At 42.0% G+C, this 17,818-nt stretch carries 16 protein-coding genes and 1 tRNA gene; 10 read left to right on the top strand and 7 right to left on the bottom strand.

Annotated features, from left to right (window positions below; genetic code table 11):
• Positions 1-68 precede the first annotated feature (68 nt).
• Positions 69-2,099, bottom strand: a complete 2,031-nt coding sequence (locus tag E5331_RS03010) for a hypothetical protein (protein ID WP_135986401.1) — start codon at positions 2,097-2,099, stop codon at positions 69-71.
• Between the two features lie 11 nt (positions 2,100-2,110).
• Positions 2,111-2,491, bottom strand: coding sequence for a hypothetical protein (locus E5331_RS03005; protein ID WP_136013201.1), 381 nt, complete (start codon positions 2,489-2,491; stop codon positions 2,111-2,113).
• 113 nt (positions 2,492-2,604) lie between these two features.
• On the opposite strand from E5331_RS03005, the gene E5331_RS03000 reads away from it, so the two are divergent.
• Positions 2,605-3,027, top strand: coding sequence for a hypothetical protein (locus tag E5331_RS03000; RefSeq protein ID WP_135986422.1), 423 nt, complete (start codon positions 2,605-2,607; stop codon positions 3,025-3,027).
• Between the two features lie 56 nt (positions 3,028-3,083).
• Here E5331_RS03000 and E5331_RS02995 read toward each other — a convergent pair whose 3' ends face one another.
• The 4 genes from E5331_RS02995 to E5331_RS02980 form a co-directional block, all read right to left on the bottom strand.
• Positions 3,084-3,305, bottom strand: a complete 222-nt coding sequence (locus tag E5331_RS02995) for a hypothetical protein (protein WP_135986420.1) — start codon at positions 3,303-3,305, stop codon at positions 3,084-3,086.
• 15 nt (positions 3,306-3,320) lie between these two features.
• A tRNA-OTHER gene (locus E5331_RS02990) sits at positions 3,321-3,401 on the bottom strand.
• A 103-nt stretch (positions 3,402-3,504) separates the two neighbouring features.
• On the bottom strand, positions 3,505-3,699 hold the full coding sequence (locus tag E5331_RS02985; RefSeq protein WP_135986418.1) for a hypothetical protein: 195 nt from the start codon (positions 3,697-3,699) through the stop codon (positions 3,505-3,507).
• Between the two features lie 82 nt (positions 3,700-3,781).
• The gene (locus tag E5331_RS02980; RefSeq protein WP_135986416.1) at positions 3,782-4,192 is read right to left on the bottom strand and encodes a hypothetical protein; all 411 of its coding nucleotides are present in this window, start codon (positions 4,190-4,192) and stop codon (positions 3,782-3,784) included.
• A 114-nt stretch (positions 4,193-4,306) separates the two neighbouring features.
• Here E5331_RS02980 and E5331_RS02975 point away from each other — a divergent pair, with 114 nt between their 5' ends.
• Positions 4,307-4,816: a hypothetical protein gene (locus E5331_RS02975; protein WP_135985845.1), complete on the top strand. Its 510-nt coding sequence runs from the start codon at positions 4,307-4,309 to the stop codon at positions 4,814-4,816.
• Between the two features lie 448 nt (positions 4,817-5,264).
• Here the strand turns inward: E5331_RS02975 and E5331_RS02970 are convergent, their stop codons facing one another.
• Entirely contained in the window at positions 5,265-5,510 is a 246-nt protein-coding gene (locus E5331_RS02970; RefSeq protein ID WP_123483723.1) for a hypothetical protein, read from the bottom strand.
• A gap of 794 nt (positions 5,511-6,304) precedes the next feature.
• Here E5331_RS02970 and E5331_RS02965 point away from each other — a divergent pair.
• The 8 genes from E5331_RS02965 to E5331_RS02925 all read left to right on the top strand — a co-directional run bounded on the left by E5331_RS02965 (position 6,305) and on the right by E5331_RS02925 (position 17,752).
• Positions 6,305-6,868 (top strand): ATPase, encoded by a 564-nt coding sequence (locus tag E5331_RS02965; RefSeq protein WP_123484631.1) that lies wholly within the window; start codon positions 6,305-6,307, stop codon positions 6,866-6,868.
• Positions 6,852-7,031, top strand: coding sequence for a hypothetical protein (locus E5331_RS02960; protein WP_123484632.1), 180 nt, complete (start codon positions 6,852-6,854; stop codon positions 7,029-7,031). Before E5331_RS02965 ends, E5331_RS02960 begins: the two co-directional genes overlap by 17 nt.
• Positions 7,032-7,716: 685 nt before the next feature.
• Positions 7,717-8,721 (top strand): helix-turn-helix transcriptional regulator, encoded by a 1,005-nt coding sequence (locus E5331_RS02955; protein ID WP_135985843.1) that lies wholly within the window; start codon positions 7,717-7,719, stop codon positions 8,719-8,721.
• Positions 8,722-8,797: 76 nt separating this feature from the next.
• Entirely contained in the window at positions 8,798-11,188 is a 2,391-nt protein-coding gene (locus tag E5331_RS02950) for an N-6 DNA methylase (RefSeq protein WP_135985841.1), read from the top strand.
• Positions 11,189-11,190: 2 nt separating this feature from the next.
• Positions 11,191-12,375, top strand: coding sequence for a hypothetical protein (locus tag E5331_RS02945; RefSeq protein ID WP_135985839.1), 1,185 nt, complete (start codon positions 11,191-11,193; stop codon positions 12,373-12,375).
• 225 nt (positions 12,376-12,600) lie between these two features.
• Positions 12,601-14,457, top strand: a complete 1,857-nt coding sequence (locus E5331_RS02940; protein WP_135985837.1) for a hypothetical protein — start codon at positions 12,601-12,603, stop codon at positions 14,455-14,457.
• Between the two features lie 435 nt (positions 14,458-14,892).
• Entirely contained in the window at positions 14,893-16,356 is a 1,464-nt protein-coding gene (locus tag E5331_RS02930; protein WP_135985835.1) for an RNA-binding domain-containing protein, read from the top strand.
• 595 nt (positions 16,357-16,951) lie between these two features.
• Complete coding sequence (locus E5331_RS02925) at positions 16,952-17,752, top strand: Fic family protein (RefSeq protein ID WP_275441043.1); 801 nt, start codon at positions 16,952-16,954, stop codon at positions 17,750-17,752.
• The last annotated feature ends 66 nt before the right edge of the window (positions 17,753-17,818 follow it).

Here is a 17,818-nt window from a genome sequence, read left to right as displayed (position 1 = left end):
GTGATTTTCTATCTGATTTCTGTTGTAATCATATTCTAATGCTTTTTGAATTTCGTTTTAACGTTGTTCTACTGGTCTCTGAATCCGGCGGCCGCCCAATCTATCCCGGCGAACACTCCGTCCGCGGTGTCGGCTGCCGTCGGCACGGCTGCCGCCGAAGGTATTACCACGGCCTCCGCCGGGATTTCCGGCACCGAAGCGCGCATCTTTTTTGCTATCCCGATTTTGGGCACGTCGTTGTCCTCGACATACTTCTTGTACTCCGACACCATCTTGCACTGCTCGGTGTATCTGGCGCGGTCCTCGTCTGTCTGCTCGGCATAGACGCGGTTGTAGGTCTCTATCCGGCTCACCTTGTCGATGAAGTACGCGCCCTGGTAGATGTAGACGTCCGTCGGCTTCCCCTCCTCGTCGGGCAGGTAGTATGCCGTGACCTTGAGGTCGTTGGGAGCGAGGCGCTCGAGCACGCTCGGATGGCTCAGCCTCCAGTCCTCGCCGCACACCCTGACTGTCGAGTTGCGCCTGACGCTCGTCGGCACACTCTCGCCGATATAGCGGCTCAGCGAGGCCCTGTCGAGAGGACGCAAGGTCGGGTTTATCCTCGACACGAGCACGTCCCACCGGGTCATTCCCTTGAACCTCTTCTGGTCGGGATGGAGGGTGTTGTTCCATTCCGCTATGTCGGCGCGGTCGTCGGCGACAAGCTCCTCGAAGGTGTAGTAATGTCTGTCGCGGTATGTGTCATTGCTCTCGTCGCTGACCTTCTGTCGGTCGATGCGGTTCTTCCCCTTGCTGTAGAAGCGGCCCTGCCCCGTGTGGTTCTTGTGGGCTATCGAGCGCTGGAAGGCGCCGTTGAGCGGCTCCGCGTATTTTTCCTGCGAGTTAAGCGGGGCGCAGAAGTGGACGCAGTCGAACATCTCCCCGGCTTTCAGGAAGCCGTCGCGGTACTTGCCCATCAGGTGGTTCTCCACCTCGATGCCGGCGGGCATACCCCAGCCGTGCCTCGTTATGAGCCGGAACATGTCGCGGAAGCATTCGACGACGAGGGCGTCGTCCTTCTCGCGCCCGTAGGCCGCGCCTATCCTGCACTGGCTCACCACGTCGTAGGCGTAGTAGGCGTGGACCCTCTTGTTCCCCTTCATGCGGCGCTTGAGGTCGACGTCGTCCATCGTTATCTGCGACAGCGAGAAGTTCCCGTTGTGGCGGTGCATGTGCGGCATCTGCTCGTGGTAGAAGTCGCTGCCGCTGCGGTGGTGCCTCTCGATGATGATCTTGTTCTTGCGCCGGTTGAGGTAGTTCGCTATGGTCGCGTCGCTCGGTATCCAAGGCTCCTCCCCCTTCTTTGCGAAGGTCTCGGGGTCGTAGAGCTCGCCGGTGTCGTAGTCCCACACCTCCAGCTCGCCCGTGAGGAACATGATGTACATCTCCCTGACCGTGGTGTTGTAGGGCTGGTTCTCGAGACAGGCTATGCTCACTATCACGCGCTCCTCCCTCGCGGTCATTATCCGAGCAGACTGGTTGCCGAACTTGCCGCTGATCAGGGCGGCGTAGCCGTCCCGCCGGTATTCGGCCACCTTCTTGCGGAAGCGGAACATCGAGGTCGGCAGAGTGTGCCCGAACTGCTCGCGCAGGCTCTCGACGGCTTTGGCCATCTTCTCCCACTGGTAGGTGTTGCCCAGGACCCTCTGGAAATCGCTCGCCCGGCTGTGGAGACGGATGCAGCAGTTCAGGACGCTCGCGTTCACAACGCACTCCTCGACCCACTGCCGCCGCTTCTTTTCGTCCTTGAAGTCGACAAGGCATTTCTCCCGGTCGTTAAACCATACCACGGCCTTCTGGTCGCGCTCGTAGTTCTCACGGAACCACCCGGCGGCGAGTATCTCGTCCCCGCTGCCGAGCTTCTCATGGACGGCGTCCTTGTACCGTGTCGGCAGCGACTCAACCACCACAAGGGCATAATTGTCGGCGGAACCTCCTCCACGACGGGCGACCTCGACACGGCCTCGATTTGTCCAGTTGCGATAGTTCGACTCAGTGACAATGTTGTTGTCAATGAGCTCTCGCATCGATACGCATAATCTTCCGTCGTAGTATTCCATGATCTCGTTTGTCAGAGTGATTCTGCCATGCTCTTCAACTCGTTAATCTGTGACAGCGTGACGTGGTCGTATCTTGCCACTACATTACCCTTGGGGTCATAGACAGTGCCTTCGCCCGTCTGCTTGTCAAGGTAGATTTCGGCCCGGTTAGGATAGACCGCGTGCCAGCAGCTGTCGGAATCGAAAAAGAACTCCCCCTCCGGAATGACGTAATAGGTGCAGCCCATGTGGTGCCTGACCGCCGCGAATCGTATCTTCCTGGCAAGCTCGTTATCCGTGCGGTAGGCAAGGGCGTTCTTGACGCAACGCTCGCAGATTTCCTTCCCTTTGACCTTGAAGGTGCGCTGCAGGGACCTGATGCCCTCCTTGCTGACTGAAATGTACTTGTTCATTTTTCTCACTTATTGGATTTTATTCGTTATCTTTGTAGATTGTTAGTAAATCACCGACTTGGATTCCACGTCCGGTCGGCATCCAAACATCATATCAAAAAGACCGCAAAGCCATGAGCCTTGAAAACTATCTTGTAAGATCAGATGTATCTGAAACGGAGATACGCTGCTCTTTCCGTCAGGAAGAGGTGTCACAACTCCATACGTTCTTAAAAGAGAAGGGATTTGACTGGTACCGAGACTTCCTGACAACAAACCTTTCAGACATTCTGAAATATATCGCTCTACCTCCGTCGAGGCGTGAGGCAAAGAAGTGGGTCGGCCGTCCTGACTCGATTCTTCTTCGTTTTGCAGCATTGCAAATATCTGCGATAACTGTGCAATTCCAGTTAGATATTGACGGCATAGCGGGGATTGTTGACTCCGGCTCTTACCGTAGCTTTCATTCAGTGATTGCAGACGCCCTCGCACCTCTGCTGCTTGGTTCGCCGCTGAAGAAGTTTCCGTTTGAGGGATACGATTCCCCTTTTTGCTGAGGCCGTTGTAATACTCGGCTTCTTTCTCCTGACTGTGAAATTCCTTTGTCATAGTCTCACTTTCTATTTAGTTGGTTGTTGATTTTGTCGATGGCTTCCTTGAGGGCGAAATGGCCGGCGACCAATGCAGAGTATGTCCTCGACAGGTCACACTCTCGGTCGTCATGGGTCGCTTCGTACTGGTCGAGGACTATCCCGGTGTCATTGAAATTCCGGGTCAGGGTCTGTAACAGGACCCTGACGGCATTTTCTGTCATTATTTCGGCTCGTTGCTTCATCGTCTGATTTTTTAGTGGGAGGACTCGGACTCGAACCGAGGACGAACCGGCCGGATTGGATACCGCCGGGTGTTCTGCCAACTGAACTATCCTCCCGAAATGCCGCCGGGCTTGCAATTCCGGCGGCGGTTCAAATGTAGTGCCTTGCGGCTTTTACCGGCTCTCTTGCCGGAGGATGGCCATCTCTTGGGTCTCACCCTTATAGCTCTGCCGGCTGACCGTTGGAGTCATAGACCTCGATGGTCAATGCTCCCAGTCCGTCGTTCTCGCCCCCTTGGTAGAAGGCCATGAACCGGTCGCCCTGGTTCTCATATCCGAGTCCGTGTATCAGGGCGAAGGCTTCAACTATCGCCCAGCCTGCGGCGGCTGCCTCCTCTTTGGTCGGATAGTCCACGTCCAACTCCAGTGTCCGGCATTTATCCGGGTCCGTATGAAAGTCGTTTATGCTGATTCTATAAGTCACTTTGTCCATCGTCTTATCCGTTATAGGTGACTACCATCAGCAGTCGCTGAATGTCTTCCCTGAGTTCCTGAAGGGATACCCTGTGAAGGGTGTCCGCAACATTGTGCATTATGTTTGTGCCTGTCGGGTACTGACTGCCTTCGATGAGGGTGGTCTCGATGCTCTTTATCTGATGATTCAGCCAAGTCCTTATCTTGTCAATGTCGTCCCATGAGGTCATCGGGCGAAGTTCCCGGACTGCCTTGAGGTTGACCTGCGCCTTATACATGTCATCGCCGTGCCAGCGGAAGAAGTGTTCGTAGTCCTCGTTCATCTTGAGGGCATACTTCTCAACCTTGCGCTCATATTTGCGGAGGACGGTTTTATACTCGCTTTTGAATATCTCAAGAAGTTCCTTCTTCGTCATTTTCTTTGTCTCACTCATTTTTGCTTAAGTTTGCTTAACCGTTAAAATTTGTCTATCCGCACCAAATTTTGTATCTTTGGCCGCTCGTTCCATCTGGAACACGCTGCAAAGATACAAAAACATTTCGCCACCATGCAAGCAAAAGAACAAAATATTTCACCAATAAAACAAAGGATTTTGTATTTCGCTGGTACGTTGGGTATCAGCAAGCGTGATTTTTATACAAAAATTGGGGTTTCAAGGGGTACTTTAGAGAGCAAGACTGGTATAACAGAAGATGTACTTACAAAATTTTTCGCCACCTATCCCGAGGTTAGCGTGGAGTGGATTATGTTAGGATTTGGCGAAATGCTCAAAACGAAACGTACCTCTAAGGTTAAAACCGACAACACTCAAGACAATTTAGAGGATAAAATTACGAATTTAATAGGAGATAAACAACCTTTAAAACCCGTAATTGATAGCTTTATGGGGTATCTACAGGAGAAGGATAAAGAAATTGGTACCTTGAACAAAGAAATTGGAAAGCTCGAAGCTCGAATAGAGCAGCTTGAAAAAGAACGTCGGGATAACCAGGTCTTTCCCACCACAAACATTCCAAAGGTGGAGACCCCCTCCCCGCCCGTCTTGCAAGACAGATAGAGCCCTCCATCGTGATTATTGATGGCATACCCTTCCGGATATACCCAAACTGACCCCTCAGCCGCTCCCTCTGTCACCCCCTCGGCTCCCCGAATCATAGCCTCCCCTCCCCTTTTGCGCAACCTCCAATCTCGAAACCCTTGATTTCGGGGCGTTTCACCCTCGCCGCTGAAAAAGAGGGGGTATTTTGCTTCACACTCAAACGCCCTTTTTTAAAACTGATGCCCCTTTTTGGGCGGCTATCTCATCGCAGTTATTTGCATTCAAAATCCCCGATTTTGAATATCCACTTTTACGAAAGTGAATATCCAGTTTGAACATCCACTTTGAATATCCACCTGAATACCCAGCCCCTAAAATCGGCATTTTTGAATATAATGCAGGGGCATTGACGACACCATGCCGACAACACCCCTACAAAAGCGTCAGAAACACCTTCTAAGGCCGTTTAAATGCCATCCTTATAGTCTGTGCCACTGCCACCCGATATGAGCGTAGATTGCTTGATTATAGCGCGTTTAGTGACGATTGTACCATTGCCCGACAGCCCTGCATGGCGCAGGTAGTTGTAGGTTGCACCCACATGCTCAGCCGTAAAAACACTAAAAACGGCCTTGATGCTGCTGAAATACCAGTCTTTGCGCCTCGTGCCCTCGATGGGCCGGGTCAGATGAACATGAATAACTTTTGCCATATCTCCTTAATTAATCGGTGCAAATATACCAAATAATATCTATATGGAATATTTTAGATACATAAAACATCAAACCGCCCACAAAAAAACGGCGTAAAGCCGCGTCCCCTGCCCTACCCTTGCCGCCGATGAACGTCCGCCATGCCGATGTAGCCGCCATGCAAACCCCATGTAAACCCCGCGTAAGCCAAAACCCACAAAACAGTCCCCTCACGTAAACCCCACGTAAACCTACGTAAACTTTTCTCACGTTTCGTTTTATTTCGCCCACACCCCACTACCCCACCTAACCCACTGAAACCAAAAGCCTTTCATTCCACCCCACCATCACCCACTTTGCACGCTTCGTTTTGTGCCCTATACATGATTACCATCACCCAACCCACCACTGATTCACCCCCAATCACCCGAATCAGCTGTTTCACCCGTTTCGTGTGTTTCACCTGTTTCACCCGAAACAAGTGAAACACCTGAAACAAGCGAAACAAGTGAAACGCTTGAAACACGTTACCGACCCGTCTCCATGACCATTGGGCGACATAAGCATTCTCCACCAAGTACATTGAAGACTTCATGAAAAATTCCACACGTTCTTTTTAACGATTACTAAAGTGAGTAAGACTCAAATATTTTGCCCATTTTTACCAAAGCCTATTGTCAACTCAAAAAATCTTTCTAACTTTGTAAATAGGAATAGTAACACCAATCTGAAATACCTGCCCCTCGATTGGGATTCATCCTGTCATCATGAGAAAGATGAAGAAGTCAATTATATTTATCAACTTTGATTACCTATGCCAAATCTATATATCATAGCAGGATGCAACGGAGCTGGTAAAACTACCGCTTCATTCAATGTGCTGCCTCAAATTCTTGATTGCAAAGAGTTTGTAAACGCAGACGAGATAGCAAAAGGAATTTCGCCTTTTGATCCCGAATCAGTTGCTATTCAAGCCGGCAAACTAATGCTTCATCGAATACAGACGTTGCTGGCAATTAGTGTTTCGTTTGCCATTGAAACAACATTGGCAACACGCAGTTATCAGACGTTAGTAAGACGCGCACAAGAAAAAGGCTACACAGTTCAATTGCTGTTTTTCTGGCTTGAATCACCCCAAATGGCGTGTGAACGAGTGGCACAACGAGTATCAGAAGGAGGTCACAACATTCCCATACCGACTATTTATCAACGCTATCATTCCGGACTATGCAATTTGTTTGACATCTACATCCCGATTGTAGATTATTGGGCATTATACGATAATAATCTACAAACCAAACTTATTGCAGACAGCGAGAGCATAAGAGATTTACAATTATTCAATAAAATCAAAGAAGGTCATGTCAGAACAAGATAAACTTAATCAACGGGAGATACTGAATAAAGCACTTAAAGAGTCATTCAGAAAAATGCTTGAACTAAAGAAAAAATTAGGACAATCGGTAGTAACGACCGATGGCAACGGAAATCCCGTGATCATTACAGCAGAAGAGGCAGAGAAATTAGTAAGCGATGAATAAATTTCACTGAATCCCTCTGAATCATCCATATTATAGCTCACGAAGAAACAAAAGAAAAGAAAGAAATCATAATTATTCTAATTATTTGGAAATAAAACATTTCTTTTAATTCTTTCATTTCTTAGTGACAACATCGCCACGATTGCAAAGACCCACGAAGAAAAGAAAGAAATCATTTTGCCATAAATTTTTAGCACATGATTACATCACCCAACCCACCACTGATTCACCCCCAATCACCTGAATCAGCTGTTTCACCCGTTTCGGGTGTTTCACCTGTTTCACCCGAAACAAGTGAAACAAGCGAAACAAGCGAAACGTTTGAAACACGTTACCGACCCGTCTTCCATGACCATTGGACTACATAAGCATTCTCCACCAAGTACATTGAAGACTTCATGAAAATTCCACAAGTTATTTTCATTCCTCGGTATTCAATTTGTACCAACGTTTATGACAGCAATAAGATAGCATGTCGATAGGGATACCGCCTCGACTGAAATTCTGTCTGTCCTCATGATAAATTACCATTCCGGACTATGCAATTTGTTTGACATCTACATCCCGATTGTAGATTATTGGGCATTATGCTAATGCAAAATAATCACTTAACCATTCTATCTATTTGAATGTTTTGAAACTTTTATTAATTTCGCAATTGCAAAACAATCATAAACATTGGAATATGCCTAATACCAAAAGTTCTGACATAAGATATAAAGTTCTTGACCGATGTCTCCGGCGTGGAGGTTACTCGACAGCCAGACTTATGGATGCCGTAAGCAAAGAATTGGAATTTCAAGGTTATGAACCTGTCACAGCCTTGAATACTATTCGCAATGATTTGAGATATATTGGTGCCACATATCCAAATGTTACTATTGTAGAAACTAAATCCGGAAGGAATAAAACATATTCATACGAAGATCCGAATTCTTCTATATATAAGTTGCAACTTAGCGATGAAGAACTTGGCCAGTTATCACAATGTATGGCAATTTTGTCAAAATTTGAGGGACTTCCTCAAATGGAGTGGCTTGAATCCTTTATGGAACGATTCAAATTATCACTTAATATAGATCCGGAAGGTACTCGAGTAGTTGGTTTCGATGTAAATAAATACTTGATTGGTCGTGAACATTTCTCTAAACTGCTTGCTGCTATAAGCAATAAGAATACAATATCAATCTCTTATAAAAACTTCAGAGAAAATAAACACAAGCAGATTATAGTGTATCCGTATTACATAAAAGAATATAATAATCGATGGTTCCTTCTTGGAAGGACAAAGGGTTATGAAACTATATCAACTTTTGCTTTTGACCGAATAAAAGATGTTCAACTGCTCGTTGACGAACCATATATTCCTAATATAGACATAGATTTCAATGATGAATATTTCTCTGATATGGTCGGAGTAACTCGCCCGAACGATACCTCAGTCCAAAAAATCATATTGAGAGTTACAAACGACTTGTTTCCATATATAGCGACAAAACCGATTCATGAAACACAAAAAATAAATCACCGAGGACCTGATTATGTGGATATTGAAATACAAGTATATGTAAATTATGAACTTAAGCAACTTTTGCTCTCTTTTGGAGAAGGATTAAGAGTGTTAACACCCAGTTCATTAGCTAATGAAATAAAGTCTCGATTGGAAAAAGCCATAATAAACTACCAATAGGCGCAAATTGATTGAACCAATCAACAGTAATTTTGCAATCGAATCCAATGTCGGATTCAATAAAATTGTACTACTTATGAATTCTGTATCAAATATCGATGCTCTCGTTTACAACACAATCAATCGTGCTATCGCCTTCCTCCCGAGAAGAGATGCTTTTATTTATATAATGCTGTATACTTATTGCAAGCATAAACGATATGCCATTGAAGATTTTAGTGATTACGAAGAATTTGCTTCGGACGATATTGTACGCGGCTTTTTAACAGAATTAAAAAGGTATGACCAAGATCGGCATATATTTTCACATCTTGACAATACATTATGCAAATCTGACTTTCTCAACAATTATACTGCTTTCGTTGAGTCGCTAATTCAATTGTACGTTTCATCCTCCGGAATTAGAGGCGAATGGGCTATGCCAAAGGAGTTGGCTCTACTATGTACTTCTATCTCAAAATCAATGAACATTAAAGACGTGTATAATCCTTATGCAGGTTTGTGTTCCTTTGAGATATATGGCAACTATGAAAATTATCATGGAGAAGAGTTAGATGAGTTGATATTGACTATTGCCAAATATAGACTTGATGCCCATAATTGTAATACGGGCGATATCTGTCTTGAAGATTCACGATCTCACGCATGGTTAGGGAGCAAAGCCATAATGTCAATGCCCCCATTTGGAATGCAGATTAACAAAGATAAGTACCGGTGGATGTCTAATTTTGGCTATGAAGTCAAAAATGATTCAGAGTTTGTGATTGCTGAGTTCCTATCCATGCCCGGATGGAATAAAGGTATTGTCATTGTACCTCATTCGTTTTGTTTTCAGCAAGGGTGTACACAGCGAATACGTAAAGAGTTGACAGAATCACATATTGTGTCTGCTGTTATAGAACTGCCACAACAAATTCTGAATGGCACTTCTATTGTGTGTTCTGTTCTTGTGCTTGACAAAGATAATAAATCCGATTTGTCAATCATAGATGCCAGCGAGTGTTTTCAGCAAGTTGAAAAATGGAGACGTATCCTTGATTATGAACGCATTTTGAATTTATATGAAAATAAGTCTTCCAATGTTCTAAGTCCATCCATTGAAGAATGCAGAAATAAGGATTATTCATTTATCTACAACAAATACAAGGATACTACTATCGGGATTCCGGAGGGTTTTGAAGTCGTTCCATTAAAAGATATTCTAACACTCATTCCATCCAATAGAAACCATCAGGATAAAACAGGGAGGATTGTTTCTATCTCCGACCTAAGTGATAAACCATTTCAAAATGAAATTGTCATTGAAAAACTTAGTGAAGGTAATGTTTCAAATCTCACAAAACTAACTGAACGTTGTCTTTTAATCTCTACCATACGTTCTGTTAAACCGACGATTTGTAATGCTTCAATTGAATCACCTGTTTATTTGAAGCCCAATGTGCAGGCATGGCATGTTTCGCGCGATGGCATTTGTTTGGAATACCTACGGGAAGAAATATTGGAGCGCACCTCTAATTTGGCAGTTGGGATTGCTATTCCACATATAACCAAAAGAAGTTTTCTTTCATCGGTAGTCGGATTGTCTTCTTATGAAGAACAGCGATCATTGTTTTCAGAACGAAAGAAAGCGTATCAAATATTAATGGCAAAGGAACAAGGTTTAATGGATATTATTGAGTCCATTAAAGCCGAATATATAAATGAAGTCCGTTGCCGGAAACATGATATGCGCCCTTATCTAAGGGAAATTTCATCCGCAGTTCGATTGCTTCGTAAATATATTGATAAAGGTGAAACGTATAGACTTTTAGGTGTTCTTGACAAGCAAGAAGTAGCTATAAAAGCTTTGTCAAATCTTGTTGAGATTCTTTCTGAAGAGGATGCTTTTGGAACTCCTGAAGATTTCAATATTGACGAATATTTCTGTAGACTCTGTATCCAAAATACTCATTCAGAATATTTCGATATAGAATATACATCTGACTCTGCTTCTATTCAAGAAGCTGGAATAATAACAGATGCTATTGAAGAACGTATCATAGATTCTTCATTGAATCATACCGTATCCAGGCAGGAAGAAATTGAGATATACCCCCTTTATACCTCCATTAACCATGTGGATTTTGAACGACTGGTGAACAATATCCTCGAAAATGCCATCAAGCATGGTTTCCTTTCTCAAAGAAATATCAAAGGGAATAAGGTTGAGATAAGAGTATCTGTTGTCAATGCTAATGATCATAAGATGTTCCAGATTGATATATCAAACAATGGTACTCCATTTCCCGAAGGGCTCACGAAAGAACGATATGGATTGCTTGGAGAGAAAGCCGGACTTACCGGAGGAGATGGCAAAGGAGGAAACATTGTTAATAGGATTGTGAAGCATTTCGGAGGTGACTATGACATAGTGACTCTAAATGGTAATCCAACAGTAAGAGTATATTTACCGTTAAAATCTAATTGATTATGTTACAGTACAGAGTGATTTGGATTGACGACGAATGGGATAAGATGCCATTGTTCCAAGAGGAATGTCGTGAGTCTCATAATATTGAGTTAATTCCCTTTCGTAATCGAAAAGAAGGTATGGAATTCTTTGAACGTCAAATTGAATCAATTGACGGTGTTCTGCTTGATGCAAAGATGTTCGATGAATCCGACAATGAGCAAGCTAATCTAAATGGTTTGCAAAAAGCAGTCAATCGAATTAATCAGCTTGATTTGAAAAGGTCAGTACCATATTTCATATCTACAGGTCAACCGGATTTAATCGATAATGAAATGTTTCGTCAAATTCATCCCAACTATTACATAAAGGAGAGGGATGATGAAAGACTATTCGAGGATATGAAAAAGGCTATGGGAGAATCGGAAAGGAAACAGATCGAAATGATATATTCTGATTTTTTTCATTCCGCCGAATCCGTAAAACTCGACAGTGAATCGATTAGGATTATTGTTGCCATATTAAGGGTAATGCACTTTCCTGCGAATCACACAGATTTTGTGCCTGCGGATTATTATCCAAGATTACGTACAGCCTTGGAGTATGTTTTCCGTGTCATGCTTAGATGTGGTCTTATTCCTGAAGAATGTTTATCCAATGGGGATGTAAATCTGATGGAAAGTTCAAGATATATTGCCGGAATTGAAACAAAACATTCCGGTGTTCGTTATGGACATCCGGGAGATAGTTTAATTTCTACATATCTAAGCGGTATTGTTTTATCCGTGATTACCTATGGAAATGCTCATTCACATACACCTTCAGAGGATGTACCGTCAATCCAACAAGAAGAAAAAGTAAGTTCTGCGATGTCAAGAAGCCTAATATTTAGCCTTACACTTGGTTTATGCCATTTAGTAACACAGATTAAGGACTTATACAGCGAGTCTTCATCTGACATTGAACGCAACAAGTCTAAGAGGACTCTCTTGATTAATGAGAACGCAAAAGAAAATGAAGTTGGATATGTTTTTATCCCATCAAAAGATGAGAATGGCATGTGGGCAACAGGAGAGTGTCTCTTGAAGCAACAAGAATACAATCAAGTCCCTCATCGGATTAAAAGCATAACTGAGAATAAAAACCCAAAATATCGTCATATTTATCCTAAATTCGCTTATGTTGTGGAGATTATGACTAAATAATAGTGACACAATTTAACAATCAACAATCTTGATGTAACTGTTCAGCGAATAATCATCTTTGATTTACAACTGAATATAGCTTAAAACTTATTCTAATTTCAGACAAAATGGTTTATTTGTAAATTTACTGGCAGTTATCATATTTTACAAACAATAGATTATCAGCCACTTAATTACCACATATTCGCTGAATAGTTACATCCTGATATATTATTCTTAACTTTTATGAGCAAAAAAAAGAAACATCAAAAAAACAATTTATTAGCATACAATCCTTTAGAATTAACAGCTAATGCCTTAGACTGGTTGAATAAAAATGATTCAATATCAAAATTGCTAAGAAAATGGACTATCCTTTTATGTCTTGATTTTACTTTATTCACATCAAAAGACTTCACCAATAAATTAGAGTTAAAGATTGGAAAATTTGCATTCAAATTGTTACAAAATATTTTATTATCTCAGATTGAAAGTAACATAAATAACAATTTAAGTTTAGATAACATTAATGATGTTACATTTTTGGAAAAGCCTTATATTCAGCAAACAATAGAGACATATAATATTATTCCATTCCCCTCCCTATCTGATTTTAAAATATTAGGAATAAATGCCCATAAAAAATATATTCAATATAAATATTCGGGAAGGTATTATTATTGTAAAATATCTAAAATCCCTAACATAAATCAGAATCTCGTAATTGATTTTGATTCTGATTCTGATTTTAATGTGGTTGTATTAGTAGAAAAAAGACGCATTCATAACAGACATAGGCAGTTTACATTTTGGGATAAGGATGATTACACGAAAGTGTTGAATTATTTATTTTCAACAGATAAGCGAAAATACGATAGTACTCTACATTCAGAATATAAACAGGAAAGCAATACCTTGCCTTTGACTTTTTCCAAAGAGGAGTCATTGGAAAGAAAAATAATCGCAAAAGATAGTACTCTACATTCAGAATATAAACAGGAAAACAGCACCTTGCCTTTCACTTTTTCCAAAGAGGAGTTATTGGCGAGAAAAATAATCGCAAAAGATGTTTCTGCCAGTGAATTAGTCATCAGCAAGGGTTGTATTAAATATGGTGATTTTATTCTTAAGTCGGTAAGAATACCTAATCTAAAGAATAAAAAAATACTATACCAAATAGATCATAAATTTGAGTTGGTAAAAGATTATTCTGTTAAAGAATATTCCGGGTTCCTGTTTAATCCGGCTAATGATCTATCGTATTTGTTGGCAGAAATTGATCGACATCAAAAAGTTCAAATTAAAGAAAAGAATAACGAATATCCATTAGATGGAGAATTTGATCTCCCTTGGAGATATGTGACTTTTTACGATGGGATAATGTATCTGAATCATCCAAATGGTTCACAACAAGCCCATATAAATCCATTCCATTTTCGTCATCCAGATATAAAAAAGAGTTTCCGAGATATAATGATGTATATTAAGGAACGCTCACCCCTATTAAGGGTTGAATCAAAAGATGGTAATATTATCGGACTGTTGAATTTTGAAGATTTCAGATCTCTGATACCAACTTTTGTTGACTATTCTTCAATTGATGATAATGATATTAGTTATTCATTCCGTAAACAATTTAGTAACTCTTTTTACGTTGAAATATTTCAACAAAATTCATTTGTTAGGAAGTCTCCTTTTTTGTCGTATTTGAGTACCCTACAGGTTAAAGAAAGAACAATATTTTCAATGTTGGAAACAGTCATACATTCGGCTTCTGAAAATCAATATGATGAGGATGGGTATTTATTTACGATTTATCAGGATAATGACAAATGTGTCTTATTATATGAGAACACTTCTGATTCATCACGAAGTAGCTTGGTGTTCAATGTAATTACTTCAAAATATGATGAGGCGATAGATGTGATAAAGCGTTTTCTATCAAGTGACATAGAAAACAAACGTTTTAAATTGTGCCAGAAACAAATCTCTTTCAATACTCCTTCCATACTTAGATACACAAGAATAATCCATAGAGATTATATAGAATGGAAATATGCTGTTGATAGATTGCTTAGACTTTACTCAAGATATAGGAAGTAGTCTGCATCTTAGGCAAGATAGCCGACTGAAATGATCACATCAAGATTATAAAGAGTTGTGACGTATTGTTGATAACCATCACCCCCCACATGTGCAAAATTTACACATGTGGTCTCTCAGCACCCAATCTACACTGTCAGAAATATTCTCATATTGAGCACTACTTGGTAATTGAATAGACCAAGTTGGCATTGTCAAAAGAAATTTTAAGCAGGAACACTATCTTTCCAAAGAATCTCTGTTCATAGCCTTCAAAATATCTTGGGCGGTACTGGTAGTGAGTATAAGATGAGATATTCGCATACGGCTTGAATTAATTTAAATTTAATCTTAAAACTTACTTCTGAAGAATTTAAGATTGTGACTATTCCTGAAATAGCAAATTATTGAGATTTCACAGATTTTTTGTAATTTTGCATTTGTAATAGTCTATATATGATAACAAAAGAAGAAGTTTCGGAATTGCTGAGATCCACCGAGACGTATCGGGTGGAGCGCACTGTCAGCACTGGCAACATGGACAAGTTTTGTGAGGCCATTTGTGCGTTTGCCAACGATATGCCTAATTCCAGAAAGAACGGCTATCTTATCATCGGGGCTAATGATGACGGAAAACTGGTAGGAATGAAGGTAGATGATGCCCTGTTGAAGAAAATTTCAGGTATTCGCTCGGATGGCAACATACTTCCTCTCCCTACCATGTCGGTGGATAGATTTGTGTTCCCGGAAGGAGAATTGCTCGTTGCCGAGGTTAGACCATCGGATTTACCGCCTGTGCGCTATCGTGGCAGAGCCTTTATCCGTATTGGTCCACGGCGAGACATCGCAACTGAAGCAGAAGAGCGGATTCTTGCAGAGCGTCGCTGTTCATTTATGGCAACATTTGACGCTACTCCTTGTCTGAATGCAAAATTGGAAGATTTAGATGTTGATTACATCAAGAACTCATACCTTCCTACTTTTCTTGATGATGAAACATTGACAAATGATAAGCGCGACATAAAAGAGCAACTTGCATCAATACATCTCTATGACAGAGAAAACGATTGCCCGACCTACGCCGGAATCATACTCTTTGGAAAGAATCCGAAATATTTTCTTCTCGGTGACTATGTTCAGTTCGTGCGGTTTGCCGGGAAAGACAAGGGTGGCGACATTCTCAATGAACGCCAATTTGCGGGTCCGCTGTACAAGATGCTACCCATATTGGAGTCATTTGTCCGAGACGGCATCATAACCCAGCGACCTGTGCCCGAATCTCTCTTCCGCGAAAAGACGGTATGGAACTATCCGGAGGGAGCAATACGCGAGCTGATGATGAACGCCTGTATGCACCGTGATTATCAGTCAAACATGCCGATACGATTATATCAGTTTGACGACTATATTGAGATAATGAATGCCGGAGGTCTATATGGGGAAGCCCGTCCTGAAAACTTCCCGTCAGTCAATGACTATCGCAATCCACTTGTTGCCGAGGCTATGCGCGTAATGAAGTACGTCAACAAGTTCAACCGAGGTGTGACCCGTGTCCAAGAAATGCTCAAAGACAACGGCAACACTCCGGCAGTCTTCGATGTGAATACAATCACAGCATTCCGCGTCACCGTCAACGCCACAAAGAAAGATGACTTATCAAAGGGCACAAGTCAAGGCACAAGTCAAGGCACAAGTCAAGGCACAAGTCAAGGCACAAGTCAAGAAGCCAAAACCATCGAAGAAAAAATCATCGAGTTTTGCAAGGAGCCACGTTCATTGGCAGAAATAACCGCTCATTGCGGTTTCCAAGATAAGCGAAAGTTCCGAGAGCGTTACCTGAATCCACTTCTCGGCACTTGCATCCAAATGACAATCCCCGACAAGCCCACAAGTCGTTTTCAGAAATATAAAACTCTATAATTGACCAAGTGGTGAAGTACGCCCAGCATTTCAAGCACAAGAAGAAATCCTTGGCATGTGTAAAATTTGCACATGCCAAGGATTCTTCAGTTAATGCTTACGTTTTTGCTCCCGACATTCATGACGGAAGCAAATTATAACTCAAACTCTTTCAATCGCTTACCTTTACTTAAAATATTATTCCTGTAAGACCGTATGCTTAATGTGAACTTAGGGACATTCATGTCCCTAACCAAATGTATATTCATCTCGTTCAATCGCTTACCCTTACTTAAAAATAAGATGGAGGAATACGCGATGAGCCGAAGACTATCGTCTACTATGGTTGCACGCGATGAACTTGCACTGCCTGACAAAAAGAATATGCGTCAAAAGATGCGTGAAGTTTACATTAAATCTCAAAGTCGTAAGCAAATGTAGATAATCTCAGGATTTTTATCTACATTTGCATTGTAAAAAAGTTTAAGGTTTATGGTTTATTGTCATTAAATTTTGTATAATCAAAAGATTCGTAGATTTCCGTGAATTTTAAACCTTAAGCTATAAACTATAAACCACTGAAGTGCAGCTTGCTAAACTTCAGTAATAAGGCAGCATGATGAAAGAGTTGGACAAGAAGCTGGTTGATACAATCAACCGATATAAGGATTCAGGTATAGAGCAACAGGTGGATTATGAGAAATTCTACCTCTATTCTCTTATTACCCATTCCACGGCTATTGAAGGTTCCACGGTTACAGAGGTGGAGAATCAATTGCTGTTCGATGAGGGTATCGCGGCAAAAGGTAGAAGTCTAAATGAGCAGATGATGAATATCGACCTGAAAGACGCATATCTCTATGGCTTTGATTGGGCAAAAAGCAATCAACCCTACTCTGTTGATTTATTATGCCGACTGTCTGCCAAGGTAATGCGCCGCACCGGATCGGAATATTCTACATTAGGCGGCACCTTCGACTCTTCTAAAGGGGACCTTCGTCGTTGCAATGTGAGTGCCGGTATCGGAGGGACAAGCTACTTGGCTTTTTCAAAAGTACCTAAGGCAACGGCAGATTTCTGCACATGGCTGAACCAAGAATTGGCTGCAATTGATAAAAACGATGTTGCGGCGTGCTATCGGTTGAGTTTTGAAGCGCACTTCCGGTTGGTGACAATTCATCCATGGGTGGATGGTAACGGACGCACCACTCGCCTGCTAATGAATATCTTGCAACTACAATTAGGACTCATCCCATCAATCGTCACCAAAGAGGATAAGGGGGAATACATTCAAGCCTTGATTGATAGTAGGGAGAATGAGGACAGCACAATCATTCAGGACATTATGCTATCACAGCACATAGCAAATCTGGAAAAACGGATCTTGCAATATCATAAATCCATAGGCGATTCCTAAAATAATTTTGGATTATTTACATTTATAAGCGGTTAATGTAAGTAATTCCAAGTTTTTTATTTACTT

The sequence above is a fragment of the Lepagella muris genome (genome assembly GCF_004793975.1).
GTDB classification, from domain to species: domain Bacteria; phylum Bacteroidota; class Bacteroidia; order Bacteroidales; family Muribaculaceae; genus Lepagella; species Lepagella muris.
This window is presented reverse-complemented; position numbering and strand designations above follow the sequence as displayed.

Bases quoted from the DNA above. Each gene is read 5' to 3' on its own strand.
- E5331_RS03010 (WP_135986401.1), bottom strand. From the start codon at position 2,099: ATGGAATACTACGACGGAAGATTATGCGTATCGATGCGAGAGCTCATT.
- E5331_RS03005 (WP_136013201.1), bottom strand. From the start codon at position 2,491: ATGAACAAGTACATTTCAGTCAGCAAGGAGGGCATCAGGTCCCTGCAG.
- E5331_RS03000 (WP_135986422.1), top strand. From the start codon at position 2,605: ATGAGCCTTGAAAACTATCTTGTAAGATCAGATGTATCTGAAACGGAG.
- E5331_RS02995 (WP_135986420.1), bottom strand. From the start codon at position 3,305: ATGAAGCAACGAGCCGAAATAATGACAGAAAATGCCGTCAGGGTCCTG.
- E5331_RS02980 (WP_135986416.1), bottom strand. From the start codon at position 4,192: ATGAGTGAGACAAAGAAAATGACGAAGAAGGAACTTCTTGAGATATTC.
- E5331_RS02975 (WP_135985845.1), top strand. From the start codon at position 4,307: ATGCAAGCAAAAGAACAAAATATTTCACCAATAAAACAAAGGATTTTG.
- E5331_RS02970 (WP_123483723.1), bottom strand. From the start codon at position 5,510: ATGGCAAAAGTTATTCATGTTCATCTGACCCGGCCCATCGAGGGCACG.
- E5331_RS02965 (WP_123484631.1), top strand. From the start codon at position 6,305: ATGCCAAATCTATATATCATAGCAGGATGCAACGGAGCTGGTAAAACT.
- E5331_RS02960 (WP_123484632.1), top strand. From the start codon at position 6,852: ATGTCAGAACAAGATAAACTTAATCAACGGGAGATACTGAATAAAGCA.
- E5331_RS02955 (WP_135985843.1), top strand. From the start codon at position 7,717: ATGCCTAATACCAAAAGTTCTGACATAAGATATAAAGTTCTTGACCGA.
- E5331_RS02950 (WP_135985841.1), top strand. From the start codon at position 8,798: ATGAATTCTGTATCAAATATCGATGCTCTCGTTTACAACACAATCAAT.
- E5331_RS02945 (WP_135985839.1), top strand. From the start codon at position 11,191: ATGTTACAGTACAGAGTGATTTGGATTGACGACGAATGGGATAAGATG.
- E5331_RS02940 (WP_135985837.1), top strand. From the start codon at position 12,601: ATGAGCAAAAAAAAGAAACATCAAAAAAACAATTTATTAGCATACAAT.
- E5331_RS02930 (WP_135985835.1), top strand. From the start codon at position 14,893: ATGATAACAAAAGAAGAAGTTTCGGAATTGCTGAGATCCACCGAGACG.
- E5331_RS02925 (WP_275441043.1), top strand. From the start codon at position 16,952: ATGATGAAAGAGTTGGACAAGAAGCTGGTTGATACAATCAACCGATAT.